Consider the following 15,455-nt stretch of genomic DNA (forward strand, 5'->3'; position numbering starts at 1 on the left):
CTGTCCTGTTGCCTGCGGGGAAGCCGATCAGCTGCGCGGCAGCATGCCCTCGACATCGGCGGCCGCGTCGTCAAGCGCTTCCTTCGGATCGGCCGACTGGTCGACGATGCGCGAGAGATTGTCGACGATCGTCTGCGTGACCTTGACGCCGTTGGAGCCGGGGAAAGCATACCAGGGGATCATCACCGGCATCTGGCTGAGGCCTGCCTGGAACAGCGGGTTCTGCTTGTAGAAATCGCCGAGATATTCGGGCGACTTGGCGGCAAGCTCGTTGTTCGGGACATAACCGGTGCCCGGCACGACCACCGAGGCGCCATAAGGGCCTGCGGCGAATTTGGCGAACTTCCAGGCGGCGTCCTGCTTGGCGGCGTCGTGCGTCAGGATGACGACCGCGTTGCCGCCCGTCGGCAGGCGGCCGTTCACCGGATCGATCAGCGGGATCTTGGCGGTGCGCAGATCGAACTTGTTGCCGACGTTCTTGATCGTGTTGCGCAGCGCGCCCGTCGTCTGGAATTCGAAGCCGACCTTGCCGGCCGCGAAGGCCTGCTCACCGGCAGGTTTGGTGAAGACGGGCATCCCGCCTTCGGTGGCGAGACGATGCAGGACTTCGACGGCCTTCTGGCCTTCCGGACCGTTGAAGGCGACCTTGCTTTCATCGTCGCTCAGCATCTTGCCGCCGGCGCCGAAGAGCAGCGCGGAAAACATCCAGTCGTCGCCCTGCCAGCGGAAATCGATGCCGTCGACGCCATTGCCGAGCGCCTTGATCTTGCCGCCGAGCGCGATGACCTCGTCCCAGGTCTTCGGCGGATTGTCGGGATTACCGCCGGCTGCCTTCACGAGATCGGCGTTGTAATACATGATCGGGTTGGACGTGGCGAAAGCGAGACCGACCTGCTTGCCCTTGACCTGGGCGAGCTTGAGGATCGTGTCGGAGAAGCCCTGTTCGGCCATGTTGCCGTCCTTCTGGACGAGCGGGCCGAGATCGACGGCGACGTCGCGCTCGTCGAGCATACGCAGGCGGTTGAGGCCGATGAAGGTGATGTCGGGCATTTCGCTGGTGCCGGCCTGGCGAAGGATCGTCTGGATGCCTTCCTCATAGGTCGCGGACGGGCTGGCGAACTGGATCTTGATGTCGGGGTTTTCCGCCATGAACTTCTTGGAGATCGTGTCCATTACGTCCTTGAAGAAGCCCGGCATCGGGTAATGAACCGTCAGCGTCGTCTCGGCATGCGCGGGAAGCGCGATTGCCAAGGATACGGCCGCTGCGGCGAGAAGCTGGGTGATATGTTTCATCGCTCGTTCTCCTGGGTTGAAGCCGGTCAGCCTTTGAGACCGGTCATGGTGATGCCCTCGACGAAACGCTTCTGCGCAAGCAGGAAGGCGGCGACGAGGGGAAGGGTAATCATGAGGGTGGCGGCCATCAGCGCGCCGTAATCGTCGCCGGCTTCGGCGGCGCGGAAATACATCAGCCCAAGCGGCGGCGTGGCGTAATCCTGCTTGCTGATGACGACCAGCGGCCAGTAGAGATCGTTCCAGTGCGCGACGACCGAGAAGATGGCGAAGGCGGTGACGGCCGGCCAGGCATTCGGCACGATGACGCGGGCGACGATGCCGAGCTCCGACATGCCGTCGAGACGCGCGGCATGGATGAGGTCATCCGGCATGGCGCGAAAGAACTGCAGGAACATGAAGATCGCGAAGACCGAAATGGTGAAAGGCGCAACGAGGGCGGCGTAGCCGTTGAGCAGCGAGGCGCGGTCGAAGGCGACATAGAGCGGCAAGGCGGTGGCATGGATCGGCACAAGCAGGCCGAGCATGACCAGCACCATCATGGCGCGCGCCGCGCCGAAACGCAGCTTCGCCATGGCATAGGCGCAAGGGATCGCCACCAGCACCTGGAAGAAGAAGATCAGCCCGCAGACGACGACGCCGTTCCACAGGAGCCGTGCCATCGGCACCCGGCTCAGGGCCTTGGCAAAATTCTCCGCATAGGCGAAGTGCGCCGGGATCAACGACAGCGACGAAGTGAAAATATCGCTCTGCGCCTTGCCCGCCGCCGAAATCATGAAGACGTAGGGCGAGAGGAAGATGATCGCGCCGAGGGAAAGCAGCGTCAGGCGGATAATCCGGCCGAGGGAAAAAGCGCTCGTCATGTGTAATGCACCCGCCGATCGAGGATGCGGTACTGCAGGAACATCAGCACCACGAGGATCAGCAGAAAGACGACGGTCATCGCCGAGGCGTAGCCGACGCGCAGGTAGACGAAGCCTTCCTGGTAGATCGTGAAGAGCAGCACCTCCGACGCCTTGTTCGGGCCGCCTTCCGTCAGTGTCTTGACCGTCTCGAAGACCTTCACGGCGTTGGTGATGCTGATGGTGATGACGAAGAGCGTGGTCGGTCCGAGCATCGGCCAGGTGACGAGCAGAAAGCGATCGAGGGCGGATCTGGCGCCGTCCACTTCGGCGGCTGCGTAAAGCTCGCGCGGGATCGCGGTCAGCCCGGCCAGGAACAGCACCATGCTGAAGCCCGCCGACTGCCAGACGCCGATGATCGAGAGGCTGTAAAGCACCGTGCCGGAGCTGCCGAGCCAGTTCGAGCCAGGCAATCCCGCCAATGCCAGAAGCGCATTGATCGGGCCGATTGTGGGATGAAACATGTATTGCCAGACGGTCGCCATGGCGACGATCAGCGAGGCGACCGGCAAGAAATAAGCGGTGCGGAAGAAGCTGCGCGCGGCGGTCTCGCTCTCGATCAACATGGCGATGCCGAGGCCGAGAAGGATCGAGACGGGCGCGACGATCGCCGTATAGACCGTCGTATTCCACAGCGACTTGCGGAATGTGCGGTCGGTGATCAGGTGGGCGTAGTTCTCGAAGCCGACGAAACGGAACTTGCCGTAGCCGAGTTCGAAATCGGTAAAGCCGAGGAAGATGACAGCCGCGACCGGCAAAAGCACGAAGAGGAACAGCAGCACGATCGCCGGCAGCACCAACATCCAGGCGATGCGGGCCTCGCTGCGTCGATGCGCAACGGCGGGATTGGCTGGCATGGCCATGGAGACGACGCTAGCCATGCGCCCTCTCCCGCGCGATGTCGCCCGCGGCGAGCCCATTGGCGGCCTCGGCGCGAGCGGCCAGCCGGCTGCCGTCCTTGGCGAAGGCCATCGTCCGGCCTGTGGCAAGCAGCAGCCCGACCGGATCACCGGCGGCGAGGCCCGCGGCTTCGGGCGGCTGAACCTTGGCGATCACGGTCTCGCCGATCGCATCGAGGCGGCAGTAGAGGATGACCTCCGAGCCCAGGAACTCGACTCGTTCGATCCGGGCGGCAAGCCCGTCCTGGCGGCTCCGCTCGACAGCGACGAACTCGGGGCGAATGGCGAGCGTCACCGGAATCTTGCCGGCAGGCGGGTTTTCCAGTGTCAGGCGCTGGTCGCCGAAGGCAACCACGCCGCCCTCGGCTTCCGCCGGCAGCAGATTGATGCGCGGCTGGCCGATGAAACGGGCGACCTCGACATGGGCAGGATCGTCATAGATGACCTCAGGGCTTGCAATCTGCAGCAACCGGCCGCCCATCATTACGGCGACGCGGTCGGCCATCGACAGTGCTTCCGCCTGGTCGTGAGTGACGTAGAGCGTCGGCACGCCGGCGCGGCGATGCAGATCGACGATCTCGCCGCGGGCATGGACGCGCAGATTGGCGTCGAGGTTGGACAGCGGCTCGTCCATCAGGAAGATGCTCGGCCGGCGCACCATGGCGCGGGCGAGCGCCACGCGTTGGCGCTGGCCGCCGGACATCTGGCCGGGCTTGCGGTCCAGCAGGTGTTCGATTTTCAGCGATGTCGCCATTTCCCTGACGTCGCGGGCGATCGCCGCGCGGATCGCGCGTTGGCCCGGCATCAACGAGCCGATGAATGGCAGCCGCTGCGTCGTCGACAGCCGGCGCATCGCCAGCGGCACGGCGATGTTCTCAGAGGCCGTCAGATGCGGATAGAGGGCGTAGGACTGAAAGACCATGGCGATGTTGCGGTCGGCGGCCGCGACCCCGGACATATCTTTCCCGCCGATCAGGATCTCGCCACTATCGGCATGGTCGAGGCCGGCGAGGACGCGCAACAGGGTGCTCTTGCCGCAGCCGGAGGGGCCGACCAAGGCGATGAATTCGCCAGGTTCGACGTCGAGGCTGACGCCATTCAGAATGTGGTTGCCACCGAAGGCCTTGGTGATGCCGCGAAGCGAGAGCGCGCTCATTCGGCGGGCTCCCGCTGCTTGACCGCCTGGGGATAGACTTCCTGCACGACATCATCGAGCACATGCGCGGTCATGCCGGGAACGGCGACGATCGTGCTTGCGACCGATGCATCGAATTCATGGATGACGGCGCCGATCAGGCGTTCGCCCGGCATTTCCCGCTCCATCTTGTCGATGATGAAGGCGGCCGAGGGACCCCATGTCAGCGCGGTATTGCCGAAACGCCCCTGCCAGGCCCAGTGAAGATGGCCGCTCGCGAAAAGCGCCACGTCATGGGCCGCGATCAGATCATAGAGCCGCCGGCGCTGCGTGGGACGAACGCTCCAATATCCGGTATCGCCTTCGTCGGAAGCATCGACGAACAGCGGCTTGTGGGCGAAAAGCGCCACGCGCCGCCCAGCCCTTTCGGAAAGCGCCTTGGCGAGCCATTCGAATTGGCTTTCCTCCTCCTCGTCCTCGTGACCGAGAAGCAGCGAGTTCAATCCGACGAAACGCCAGCCGGCCGCATCTTCGAGCCAACGGTCGTCGCCGGCAAGGCTGCGCCAACGCGCGAGCCGCTCGGCATTGACGGGCTGATCGGATTCCCTGAAATGGCCGACGTCGTGATTGCCGGGGACGATCAGCATCGGGATCGACACCTGACGCATGAGATCCATCGAGAAGGTGATGTCCTCGTCCTTGTCGGCTCCGTCGACGGTGAGATCACCGGTATGGACGATCAGATCGGCGCCTGTCCCTTCGATCCAGCTCAGAAGCGGCGCCCAATTGCCGTTGAAATGCGGCTTGTTCGGGCTGAAATGGGTGTCGGTGATCTGAATGATTTTCATGGGGCGCAAGCGTCTCCGAGACCTTGGAAGCGCGGCATGTACGCTTCCTTCTCGGGCCCTCTCTAGAAGGCTCCCATGTCAAACAGGTGCTGGCGGTTTTCAGCTGTTTTTCAGTTTCGACATCAAACTGTCATGCGGGCAGACCTGCCGTCCGCAGATCAGCGCCGCGGAGCGCTGGCGGGGATGGACGAAACCGTTGCCGAAACCGGGTCGCTCGCCGGAAACGTATCCTCAAGCCCCTCCTCGAGTTCGTCCTCCAGCGTTTCCCGATCTTTACTCGAGCGCGCGCTGGCCTGGCCGGTCAGGCCCCGGCTGCCCTCATCGAAGTTGCCGTTGCTCAAGGCATCGTAGCGGTTGACGCTGCCGTCGGTGCCGGGCCCCGTAAAGGCCGTCAATTGAACCATCATGACCTTGGCGTGATCCACCGCCGTTTTCTCATCGAGCTCGCCATTGGAATTGTCGATCCTGACGGAAACCGATTCTCCTCCCTCGCCCAGGAATTCGACGGTGAGGAAGCCGTCGGCCTGTGTCACCCGAGTGTCTGTCAGTTGCATGGAAACCTCCTGTGCTCATCGACATCAACGGTGGGCAAGGTTCGGAGTTCCATCGAGACACCTTCGACGCCGTGACGGCGGCCGAGTGAAATGCGCGCTCTGCGTCGCTTATGGTTAATTTATTAATAATTCAGGATTTATAAATGGAACCAATCGACCTGTCCGAATGTTGACGGTACGCCTCGGAGGAAGCCCGATGATCCTGAAAATCCTTGCCCCGAAGATCGACGCAGATTGCCATGACACCGGCACCTATGCCGATGGAATCTTTGCCGAAAACCGGATCGATCTTTCCAGCCGCCATCACGTCCGCCGACGCTCGCCCCATGAGCGCGACTATGGCGCCGACCGGAAACTGGAAAACCTCCCGCTCGGCTTCGCCTGAGCGTTCAGCGGGCGGCGCTTCCGCACTTCATTCGCGAACATCCTGCTCGCCCAGCTTTTCGAAGACGACGCTAGATAGTAACTTGCATGATGATAGTCACTGATGTAGTGACTATCATCATGCAACGAACGAGCTTCAGCGACTTCAAATGCCCGGCGGCGCGCGCGCTCGACAGCGTCGGCGATTGGTGGAGCATCCTGATCCTGCGCGATGCCTTTCATGGGCTGTCGCGCTTCGACGAATTCCAGAAGAGCCTCGGCGTGGCGCCGAACATTCTCACCCGGCGGCTCAAGCATCTAACGGATGAAGGGCTGTTCGAACGGCGTCTCTACCATCAGCGCCCTGCCCGCTACGAATATGTGCTGACGGAAAAGGGCCGCGATTTCTTCCCTGTCCTCATGGCGCTGTTTTCCTGGGGAAGCCGTCACATTCCGGAAGAGGATCTCGCCTTCCTGCTCGGCGACGCCTCCGGCAGAGAGCGTCGGACGATGCTGGTCGACGCGCAAACCGGAGAAGAAGTAACACCCGAAAACACCAGCCTGCTTGCAGGTCCAGCCGCCGACGACGAAGCGCGCGAGCGGATCGCCCGCATGCGCGCCTGGTATCTCGGCATCGACGCATAGAAAGGAAAGTGGAATGGATCGGATCGTTGTCACCGGCATGGGACTTGTCTCGCCACTCGGCACGGGCGTCGAGCCCGCCTGGAAACATCTCCTCGACGGCGCTTCGGGTCTGAGAGTGCTGGCAGACAATGTCGTCGGCGAGCTTTCGGCCAAGGTCGGCGGTGTCGTCCCCGGCATCGCGGAGGATGCGCAGGCCGGCTTCGACCCGGACCGGTATGTGCCGCCCAAGGACCAGAAGAAGATGGACCGCTTTATCCAGTTCGCCATGGCGGCGACGGAGGAAGCGGTGAAGCAGGCCGGCTGGACGCCGGCCGACCAAGGCGAACGCGAGCGCACGGCAACGATCATCGCCTCCGGTGTCGGCGGCTTTCCGGCCATCGCCGAGGCGGTGCGGATCGGCGAAACCCGTGGGGTACGGCGGCTGTCGCCCTTTACCGTGCCCTCTTTCCTCGTCAACCTCGCCGCCGGTCAGGTCAGCATCCGCTACGGCTTCAAAGGGCCTCTCGGAGCGCCGGTGACGGCCTGTGCGGCCAGCGTCCAGGCGATCGGCGATGCGGCGCGGCTGATCCGCTCCGGTGAAGCTGAGGTGGCGATCTGCGGCGGCGCCGAGGCCTGCATCGACAAGGTAAGCCTCGGCGGCTTTGCGGCGGCGCGTGCCCTTTCCACCGGCTTTAACGAGACGCCGGAGCTTGCTTCGCGGCCCTTCGACACGGCGCGCGACGGTTTCGTCATGGGCGAAGGCGCCGGCATCCTCGTCATCGAAACGCTGGAGCATGCACTTGCCCGCGGCGCCAAGCCGCTCGCAGAACTCGTCGGTTACGGCACGGCGGCTGATGCCTATCACATGACGTCAGGCCCCGAGGACGGCGACGGCGCGCGGCGCGCGATGGAAGCAGCACTCCGGCAGGCGAAGATTCCGGCTTCCGAGGTCAAGCATCTCAATGCGCATGCGACCTCGACACCGGTCGGTGACAAAGGTGAGATCGCGGCGATCGGCACGGTCTTCGGCCGCAATGGCGGCATCGCCGTCAGTGCCACGAAGTCGGCGACCGGCCATCTGCTCGGCGCTGCCGGCGGGCTTGAGGCAATCTTCACCATTCTCGCGCTGCGCGACCAGATCGCGCCGCCGACCCGCAATCTGGATGAAGCTGATCCTGACGCCCACGGCATCGATATCGTCGGCAAGATGGCGCGGCCGCTGGCGATGGACTATGCCATCACCAACGGTTTCGGCTTTGGCGGCGTCAATGCCAGCGCCCTCTTCCGGCGTTGGTCGTAAAGTCCGCTTTTCTTGCGCTGAAATTGGCCTACACTTCCACTCCATCGGGGCTCACTCCCCGATGGAGCCGGAGATCAACCATGCGCGCTTTCTTCGCAGTTCTCATTCTGTGTGCCGCGTCCGCCCTTTCTCCTCTCTCGGCTCGCGCCGAAGACCCGATCGACACGACGCGGACGATGATCGAGGAGCAGATCAAAGCCTTCCTTCAGGACGATGCCGAGACCGCCTATTCCTTCGCCGCCCCCGGCATCAAGGCGATGTACCCCGACAAAAACCTGTTCTTCGCGATGGTGAAAAAGAGCTACGAGCCCGTCTACCATCCCGGCAACTACGCCTTCGGGCGCAGCCGCTCGATCGACAACGGCGCGCTGATCTATCATGAGGTGCTGATCTCCGGCCGCGACGGCAAGGATTGGACGGCGATCTACCAGATCACCCGGCAGCCCGACGGCAGCTACCGGATCAACGGTGTGCAGATCATGCCGGATGCCGACAGCAAAGGCATCTAAGCAGCGCCCACTCGGGATTACACGGGTTCCAGATCGCCCCTCGCCCACTCCTCCTGCGTCTCCGCCATGAAATCGGCGAAGCGGCCCTCGGCGATCGCCTTGCGGATGCCCTGCATCAGTTCCTGGTAATAGGCGAGATTGTTCCAGGAGAGCAGCATGCCGCCGAGCGCCTCGTTGGAGCGGACGAGATGGTGCAGATAGGCGCGCGAATAATCGCGCGAGGCCGGGCAGTTCGATTGTTCATCGAGCGGGCGCATATCCTCGGCATGGCGGGCGTTGCGGATATTGACCTTGCCGCGGCGGGTGAAGGCCAGGCCATGGCGGCCGGAACGGGTGGGCATGACGCAGTCGAACATGTCGATGCCACGGGCGACCGATTTCAGGATATCGTCTGGCGTGCCGACGCCCATGAGGTAACGCGGCTTTTCCAAGGGCAGGACGGGAAGCGTCTCCTTCAGCATGTTCAGCATCACTTCCTGCGGCTCGCCAACCGCAAGACCGCCGACGGCATAACCCTTCAGATCGAGCTTGGTGAGCTCCTCGGCCGAACGGACACGCAGCGCCGGGATATCGCCGCCCTGGACGATGCCGAACATCGCTTTGCCGGGCTGCTCGCCGAAGGCGACCCGGCAGCGCTCAGCCCAGCGCAACGACATTTCCATGGCGCGCTCGATCTCCTTCGGCTCGGCCGGCAGCGCCACGCATTCGTCGAGCTGCATCTGGATATCGGAACCGAGCAGCCCCTGGATTTCTATAGAGCGCTCCGGCGACATATGATGCAGGCTGCCGTCGACATGCGACTTGAAGGTAACGCCCTGCTCATCGAGCTTGCGCAGACCAGACAGCGACATGACCTGGAAACCGCCCGAGTCCGTCAGGATCGGGTGCTCCCAGCGGATGAGCTTGTGCAGGCCGCCGAGACGGGCGACACGCTCGGCCGTCGGGCGCAGCATCAGGTGGTAGGTGTTGCCGAGGATGATGTCGGCGCCGGTCTCGCGTACCTGGTCGAGATACATGGCCTTAACAGTGCCGACAGTGCCGACCGGCATGAAGGCCGGCGTGCGGATATTGCCGCGCGGCATGGAGATTTCACCGAGGCGTGCGCCGGCATCGGTCTTCTTCAAGGTAAATTGGAAGGTCTCGGTCATTGGTCTTTCCGGAAAAGAAGGCTGGCGTCGCCATAGGAATAGAAGCGGTAGCCTGTCGAAATGGCATGTTTGTAGGCCGCGTGCATGGTCTCGAAACCTGAAAAGGCCGAGACCAGCATGAACAGCGTCGAACGCGGCAGATGGAAATTCGTCATCAGGATATCGACCGCCTTGAAGCGGTAGCCCGGCGTGATGAAGATGCCGGTCGCGCCCGCCCAGGGCTTGATCTCTCCCGTCTCTTCCGCGGCGCTCTCGATCAGCCGCAGCGAGGTCGTGCCGACGCAGATGATGCGCCCGCCCCTCTCCCGCACGGCATTCAGCCTCGCAGCGACCTCAGCGCTGACATAGCCGCTTTCGAGGTGCATCTTGTGATCGGCGGTATCATCGGCCTTCACAGGCAGGAAAGTGCCGGCGCCGACGTGGAGCGTGACGAAATGGCGCTCGATGCCGGCCTTGTCGAGCACCTCGAACAAATCAGGCGTGAAATGCAGGCCGGCGGTTGGAGCGGCGACAGCGCCCTCCTCGCGGGCATAGATGGTCTGGTAGTCGGCGCGGTCGCGCTCATCCTCCGGCCGCTTGGCGGCGATGTAAGGCGGCAGCGGAATATGGCCGACGGCGGCGATCGCCTCGTCCAGGGCCGGGCCGGAAAGGTCAAAGGCGAGCGTGACTTCGCCGGCCTCACCCTTTTCCTCGACGGTGGCGTCAAGCGAGCCGAGAAAGCAGCTTTCGCCGGAATGACCGAAGGAGATGCGATCACCTTCCTTGATGCGTTTGCCGGGCTTGGCGAAGGCTTTCCAGCGGCTCGCGCCGACGCGCATGTGCAGCGTCGCGGAAATCTGCTGGCCGCCGGCGCCCTCGCGGTAGCGGATGCCTTCGAGCTGGGCCGGAATGACCTTGGTGTCGTTGAATACAAGCGCGTCGCCGGCCCGCAGGAACGACGGCAGATCGCCGACGCGATGATCCGAAAGGCTCTCCGCCGCATTGGGATCGACGACCAGAAGGCGTGCGCTGTCGCGCGGCTCGGCGGGCCGCAGCGCGATGCGTTCATCCGGCAGGTCGAAATCGAAAAGGTCTACGCGCATAGTGGCACTTTCAGGCAAAGCGAAACCCGCCCCGCGCTCTCGCGCAAGGGCGGGTTTCAGCAGAAATCACAATCAGACGTCGGCGGCAACCCGCAGCGAGACGATCGAGTCCGGATCGGAAACCGGCTCGCCGCGCTTGATCTTGTCGACGTTGTCCATGCCTTCGATGACCTGGCCCCAGACGGAATACTGCTTGTTCAGCCAGGGAGCATCGGTGAAGCAGATGAAAAACTGAGAGTTGGCCGAGTTCGGGTTCTGCGAACGCGCCATCGAGCAGGTGCCGCGCACATGCGGGGTGGCGGAGAATTCAGCCTTCAGGTCCGGCTTGGAAGAGCCGCCCATGCCGGCACGGCCGGGATTGAAGGTTTCCGAGCCCTTCTTGCCGAATTCGACATCGCCCGTCTGGGCCATGAAATCCTGGATGACGCGGTGGAAGACGACGCCATCATAGGCCTTCTCGCGGGCGAGTTCCTTGATGCGGGCGACATGCTCCGGGGCGACCTGCGGCAGAAGCTGAATGACAACCTTGCCCTTGGTGGTTTCCAGAATGATGGTGTTTTCGGGATCCTTGATCTCGGCCATTGTCTTCTCCTCTTGTTTCTCTCGTAATTTACTTCTTGCCCAGAGTGACCTTGATCATCCGGTCGGGATTCTTGACTTCGCCGTTCTGGCCTTCGCCGCGCTTGATCTTGTCGACATTCTCCATGCCGGAAACGACCTTGCCGACCACGGTATACTGGCCGTTGAGGAAGGAACCGTCGGCGAACATGATGAAGAACTGCGAATTGGCGGAATTCGGATCCTGCGAGCGGGCCATGCCGACCGTGCCGCGCACGAACGGCGTCTTGGAGAATTCAGCCGGAATGTCGGGCAGATCGGAAGAGCCGGTGCCGGCGAGGCTGGCATCGAAGCCCTTTTCCATATTGCCGTATTTGACGTCGCCGGTCTGGGCCATGAAGCCTTCGATGACGCGGTGGAAGGCGACGTTGTCATATTCGCCCTTCTTTGCCAGCGCCTCGATCTGGGCGACATGCTTCGGCGCCACATCAGGCATGAGCTGGATGACGACCGGGCCGTTCTTCAGCTGGATGGTGAGGTAGTGGTCGGCCGATTGGGCGAAGGCATCCCCCGCGAAGGAGGCGAGATACAGCACGCCGGCAAATGCGAGATAAAAGAGTTTCATATGAGCTCCGTTGCGGCGATTTCCGCCTAGTTTTGGCGCTTGGATGTGAGGGCTTGCAAGACGGCGGCCGGCACGAAGGCACTGACATCGCCGCCCATGGCGGCGATCTGGCGGACCAATGTGGCGGTAATGGGCCGCGACGCCGTTCCGGCGGGCAAAAAGATGGTCTGAATATCCGGCGCCATCGTCCTGTTCATGCCGGCCATCTGCATTTCATAATCGAGGTCGGTGCCGTCGCGAAGGCCGCGGATCAGAAGCGAGGCGCCGTGGGCGCGGGCGGCATCGACGACCAGATTGTCGAAGGCGACGACTGATATGTCCCCGGTCTTGCCTGGCAGCGCCTCGGCCAGCGAATGGCGGATCAGCTCGGCTCTCTCCTCGAAGGAGAAGAGCGGCGCCTTGCCGGGATGAATGCCGATCGCAACGATGACCTTCTCGGCGACATTCAGCGCCTGAACCAGAACATCCACATGTCCGTTGGTGATCGGGTCGAAGGACCCCGGATAAAAAGCTGTCGTCATCTGACCCGGCCGTTGGTTTGACGCCTTTTGTCATGGATGCCGCCTTGCCGCAAGTAATTTGGCCGCAAGTGATTTGGCCGGCCGCTCCCGGCGGCTGAACGATGGATGAATGTGCCGTTCAAGGCCGTTTCAGACGCAATCCGCTTAGATCGGATCATCAAGTCGGCGGATGCCATTCCGGCATCCGGCGCTCCCGGAAAGACCAAATCCATGTTGATCGTGCTCGTTGCACTAGCCGTTATATCCTCTCTCGCCGCCGAGATGGCCTATGGCTATTTCGCCGATCGTTATGAGGTGAACTGGGTACGGCCGGAACTTGCCGAGCATGCGGCGATCGTGCGCGCAGCACGGGGCCAGTCGCGCCAAAAAACGAGCTTCGAATCTGAACGCCAGATGAACGAGACATTCAAAGTCGCTTCAGATCGGGCTTGGTAAACACCCGCTCAACATCCGGCGGAACCAATTTCAGACGGATGCGTTCATTCAACCGACACATAGATGCGACAAGCGCGCCAGGAAGGACTGCAGATGCCCGGCAAGATTACGATGATTAACGTGCTCTGGATCGCAATGGTCACGGGCATGCTGACCGCAACCGTCGCGCTCTATGATCAGAAGGTCGATACCTCCAAGGTTTATGGTCCCTATGCTTCGGCCCGGACGGCCGTGCTGGGCCAGTACTGAGGGGCGAGAACGCAACTCCCCAGGAAAGGAATGCCTATGTTCACGATCTTGACAGTGCTCACAGCCCTCATCAGCGTCATGTTCATAGTGTCCGTGGCCTCGACGATCTCCGCGCTCAGGCGCGAAGGCGAAGAGGTGAAGGCGCTGAACGAGAAACATAGCGCATTCTGACAATCCGCTCTTCCAATCTCTTCCCACCCTGGAGCGACACCCTTCCATCGCCAGGGCCATTCAAAGCCGGATGCACCAAGCGTCCGGCTTTTTTCTGGCCGGCGCCAACAGGTTCACCAAATCCTCCAGCCAGGCGAATTTCAGGTCTTATTTTGAGGGGCTTTACCTAAAGTCAGGCTGCCTTTCGGCAGCGAGCGCCGGTCCTCCAGAAGGCGCAAAAGTACGTTCCGTTTTCTCTCGCGTGGAATAAGGTCGATATCGCTGACCAGCTTTGCGCCGCCCTCGCGACGCTCCAAGGTGATCTTGCGGCTATGGAAGGCCTCCAGCTCGGCGCGATGCGCGACGCTGATGATGGTCACCTTCGGCAATTCCCGGATCACCATGTCCATCATCTTGTCCTGGCTCTTCTCATCGAGCGCCGACGTTGCTTCATCGAGCACGATGATATCGGGATTGTGCAAGAGGAGACGCGCAAAGGCGAGCCGCTGCTTTTCGCCGCCAGACAGGATCTGGTCCCACGGCGCCTCTTCCTCGATCCTCTCATTCAGATAATCGAGCCCCACCTTGTCGAGGGCCGCCTTGATTTCGTCCAGCGGCCATCCATCGGCAGCACGGGGATAAGCGACGGCGCGGCGAAGCGTGCCGGAGGGGATGTAGGGCCGTTGCGGCAGCATGAACAATCGCCTGTCGGTGCGGAAATCGACGCTGCCGTGTCCCCACGGCCAAAGACCTGAAATCGCGCGCACCAGCGTGCTCTTGCCCGACCCGGATTCGCCGGCGACGAGCACCCGTTCGCCCGGTTCGATCTCGACCCGGGTTTCCTTGACCACGGCTGTGCCGTCGTCCAGCGACACGGAGAGATCGTTGAGGCTCAGCATCGCATCGCTTCCCGTCTCGCCATGTTTGATGCGCCCCAGAGAATCGCTCTGTTCGGCCCGCTCCAGCCCATCGAGCGACGTCATCAGCGAAGCGACGCGCCGCGCGCAGGCGTTCCAATCGGCAAGGCGGGGGTAATTGTCGACCAGCCATCCGAAGGCGGACTGAACGATGGCGAAGGCAGAGGCAGCCTGCATGACCTCCCCCAGCGTCATGCTGCCCTCGAGAAATTTCGGTGCGCACAGCAGAACCGGTACGACGGGCGCAATCAGCATGGACCCATGCGAGACGAAGGTCGTGCGCATATATTGGTGGGCGAGCAGCGCCCATTGCCGCAGCACATTGCCGAACGTCTTGTCGAGATCGTTGCGCTCTTCCTCTTCGCCGCCGAGAAGCGCGATGCTCTCGCCGTTTTCGCGCACATGCGTCAGCGTATAACGAAACTCCGCTTCCATCTGGTTCTTGACTTCGGACACCTGGACGAAATGCCGGCCGATGACTGCGATCGTCGTCGACGTGATGACGGCGTAGAGCACCGCGGTGACGACGAGAAAGCCGGGAATGGTGATGGTCGATCCGCCGATCGGCAGGGTCAGGGCGCCGCCGATCGTCCATAACACCACGATGAAGGTGGAGGCCGACAGGAATGCGGAGGTGACGCCGGCGAGGAAATCGACGGGAGATTCGGTCGCGATCCGCAGATCCTCCGAGATACGCGCCTCCGGGTTCTTATGGTCGCCGCCGATGAGGTTCAGCTGATAATAACGGCCGTTGGCAAGCCAGCGCGCAATGAGCGCAGTCGCCAGCCACCGGCGCCAGCGCCGCTGGATCATCATGCGAACGTAGACCTGGGCAGTGACGAGAGCGACGCTTCCGAGCACGAGCGGCGGGAAGACGGCGCTCAGATAATAGACGGTGCCGGCATCATGCCGCTCAATGGCATCGAAAATCCCGCGGTTCCAGCGATTGATCCCATACTGGAATCCGACATTCATGACGATCATGACCAGCAAGCCAATGCAGCACGGCCAGGCGAAGCCATCGCCGCGGCCACCCCAGTAGCCGCGCGCACTGATCCAAAAGCGCTTCAGCAAATATTTCTTCCGCGCCTTTTCGGCCTCCTCGGGCGTCAGCTTCGGATCGGGTTCGATGACATCTGGCGGCGGCGCGACTTCGTCAGTCGATGCCTTCTCTTGGTGCGGCTTCTCGGCACCGTTCGGCCTGGTGCCGTCGACCGATTTCGGTTTCAATCTAGCGTCGGTCATAAGCGCAATAACGGCTTAAAAATCAAAAGGTTTCACGACAGCGCCGAAGATGGGCGGGAAGGCCGTCGAAGAACCGAATTGTCGGAGCCGGCATAATAGGA

19 protein-coding genes are annotated in these 15,455 nt (G+C 62.4%); 7 read left to right on the forward strand and 12 right to left on the reverse strand.

Features of this window, described 5'->3' with window-relative positions:
* Positions 1-27 precede the first annotated feature (27 nt).
* The 6 genes from ATY78_RS25245 to ATY78_RS25270 all read right to left on the reverse strand — a co-directional run bounded on the left by ATY78_RS25245 (position 28) and on the right by ATY78_RS25270 (position 5,628).
* Complete coding sequence (locus ATY78_RS25245; protein ID WP_088685031.1) at positions 28-1,293, reverse strand: ABC transporter substrate-binding protein; 1,266 nt, start codon at positions 1,291-1,293, stop codon at positions 28-30.
* 26 nt (positions 1,294-1,319) lie between these two features.
* The gene (locus tag ATY78_RS25250; RefSeq protein ID WP_088685032.1) at positions 1,320-2,153 is read right to left on the reverse strand and encodes a carbohydrate ABC transporter permease; all 834 of its coding nucleotides are present in this window, start codon (positions 2,151-2,153) and stop codon (positions 1,320-1,322) included.
* Positions 2,150-3,073: a sugar ABC transporter permease gene (locus ATY78_RS25255; RefSeq protein WP_088685033.1), complete on the reverse strand. Its 924-nt coding sequence runs from the start codon at positions 3,071-3,073 to the stop codon at positions 2,150-2,152. The genes ATY78_RS25250 and ATY78_RS25255 overlap by 4 nt, the downstream gene beginning before the upstream one ends.
* A complete protein-coding gene (locus ATY78_RS25260; protein WP_088685034.1) occupies positions 3,066-4,247 on the reverse strand; it encodes an ABC transporter ATP-binding protein in 1,182 nt (393 codons plus the stop codon). The genes ATY78_RS25255 and ATY78_RS25260 overlap by 8 nt, the downstream gene beginning before the upstream one ends.
* Entirely contained in the window at positions 4,244-5,074 is an 831-nt protein-coding gene (locus tag ATY78_RS25265; RefSeq protein ID WP_088685035.1) for a metallophosphoesterase, read from the reverse strand. The genes ATY78_RS25260 and ATY78_RS25265 overlap by 4 nt, the downstream gene beginning before the upstream one ends.
* A gap of 158 nt (positions 5,075-5,232) precedes the next feature.
* Complete coding sequence (locus ATY78_RS25270) at positions 5,233-5,628, reverse strand: hypothetical protein (RefSeq protein ID WP_088685036.1); 396 nt, start codon at positions 5,626-5,628, stop codon at positions 5,233-5,235.
* 196 nt (positions 5,629-5,824) lie between these two features.
* On the opposite strand from ATY78_RS25270, the gene ATY78_RS25275 reads away from it, so the two are divergent.
* From ATY78_RS25275 to ATY78_RS25290, 4 genes are all read left to right on the forward strand, one after another.
* Positions 5,825-6,013: a hypothetical protein gene (locus ATY78_RS25275; RefSeq protein ID WP_088685037.1), complete on the forward strand. Its 189-nt coding sequence runs from the start codon at positions 5,825-5,827 to the stop codon at positions 6,011-6,013.
* Between the two features lie 119 nt (positions 6,014-6,132).
* Positions 6,133-6,636: a helix-turn-helix domain-containing protein gene (locus ATY78_RS25280; RefSeq protein WP_088685038.1), complete on the forward strand. Its 504-nt coding sequence runs from the start codon at positions 6,133-6,135 to the stop codon at positions 6,634-6,636.
* 13 nt (positions 6,637-6,649) lie between these two features.
* Positions 6,650-7,915, forward strand: a complete 1,266-nt coding sequence (fabF, locus tag ATY78_RS25285; RefSeq protein ID WP_088685039.1) for a beta-ketoacyl-ACP synthase II — start codon at positions 6,650-6,652, stop codon at positions 7,913-7,915.
* An 80-nt stretch (positions 7,916-7,995) separates the two neighbouring features.
* Positions 7,996-8,424, forward strand: coding sequence for a DUF4864 domain-containing protein (locus ATY78_RS25290; protein ID WP_088685040.1), 429 nt, complete (start codon positions 7,996-7,998; stop codon positions 8,422-8,424).
* Positions 8,425-8,441: 17 nt separating this feature from the next.
* Here the strand turns inward: ATY78_RS25290 and tgt are convergent, their stop codons facing one another.
* The 5 genes from tgt to coaD all read right to left on the reverse strand — a co-directional run bounded on the left by tgt (position 8,442) and on the right by coaD (position 12,358).
* Entirely contained in the window at positions 8,442-9,572 is a 1,131-nt protein-coding gene (gene tgt / locus ATY78_RS25295) for a tRNA guanosine(34) transglycosylase Tgt (protein ID WP_088685041.1), read from the reverse strand.
* On the reverse strand, positions 9,569-10,654 hold the full coding sequence (queA, locus tag ATY78_RS25300) for a tRNA preQ1(34) S-adenosylmethionine ribosyltransferase-isomerase QueA (protein WP_088685042.1): 1,086 nt from the start codon (positions 10,652-10,654) through the stop codon (positions 9,569-9,571). The genes tgt and queA overlap by 4 nt, the downstream gene beginning before the upstream one ends.
* Positions 10,655-10,726: 72 nt before the next feature.
* Positions 10,727-11,236: a peptidylprolyl isomerase gene (locus tag ATY78_RS25305; RefSeq protein ID WP_088685043.1), complete on the reverse strand. Its 510-nt coding sequence runs from the start codon at positions 11,234-11,236 to the stop codon at positions 10,727-10,729.
* A gap of 28 nt (positions 11,237-11,264) precedes the next feature.
* Positions 11,265-11,837 carry a peptidylprolyl isomerase gene (locus ATY78_RS25310; protein WP_088685044.1) on the reverse strand — a complete coding sequence of 191 codons (573 nt, stop codon included), beginning with the start codon at positions 11,835-11,837 and terminating at the stop codon, positions 11,265-11,267.
* Positions 11,838-11,863: 26 nt separating this feature from the next.
* Positions 11,864-12,358 carry a pantetheine-phosphate adenylyltransferase gene (coaD, locus tag ATY78_RS25315; RefSeq protein WP_088685045.1) on the reverse strand — a complete coding sequence of 165 codons (495 nt, stop codon included), beginning with the start codon at positions 12,356-12,358 and terminating at the stop codon, positions 11,864-11,866.
* Between the two features lie 105 nt (positions 12,359-12,463).
* Here coaD and ATY78_RS25320 point away from each other — a divergent pair, with 105 nt between their 5' ends.
* The 3 genes from ATY78_RS25320 (at position 12,464) to ATY78_RS29020 (ending at position 13,213) form a co-directional block, all read left to right on the forward strand.
* Entirely contained in the window at positions 12,464-12,793 is a 330-nt protein-coding gene (locus ATY78_RS25320; protein ID WP_088685046.1) for a hypothetical protein, read from the forward strand.
* Between the two features lie 93 nt (positions 12,794-12,886).
* A complete protein-coding gene (locus tag ATY78_RS28645) occupies positions 12,887-13,042 on the forward strand; it encodes a hypothetical protein (protein WP_190237523.1) in 156 nt (51 codons plus the stop codon).
* Between the two features lie 36 nt (positions 13,043-13,078).
* Positions 13,079-13,213, forward strand: coding sequence for a hypothetical protein (locus ATY78_RS29020; RefSeq protein WP_010056528.1), 135 nt, complete (start codon positions 13,079-13,081; stop codon positions 13,211-13,213).
* Positions 13,214-13,353: 140 nt separating this feature from the next.
* On the opposite strand, the gene ATY78_RS25325 is transcribed toward ATY78_RS29020, so the two are convergent.
* Positions 13,354-15,354: an ABC transporter ATP-binding protein/permease gene (locus tag ATY78_RS25325; protein WP_088685047.1), complete on the reverse strand. Its 2,001-nt coding sequence runs from the start codon at positions 15,352-15,354 to the stop codon at positions 13,354-13,356.
* Positions 15,355-15,455 lie beyond the last annotated feature (101 nt).

The organism is Rhizobium sp. R635 (assembly GCF_002211285.1).
Classification (GTDB): Bacteria; Pseudomonadota; Alphaproteobacteria; order Rhizobiales; family Rhizobiaceae; genus Rhizobium.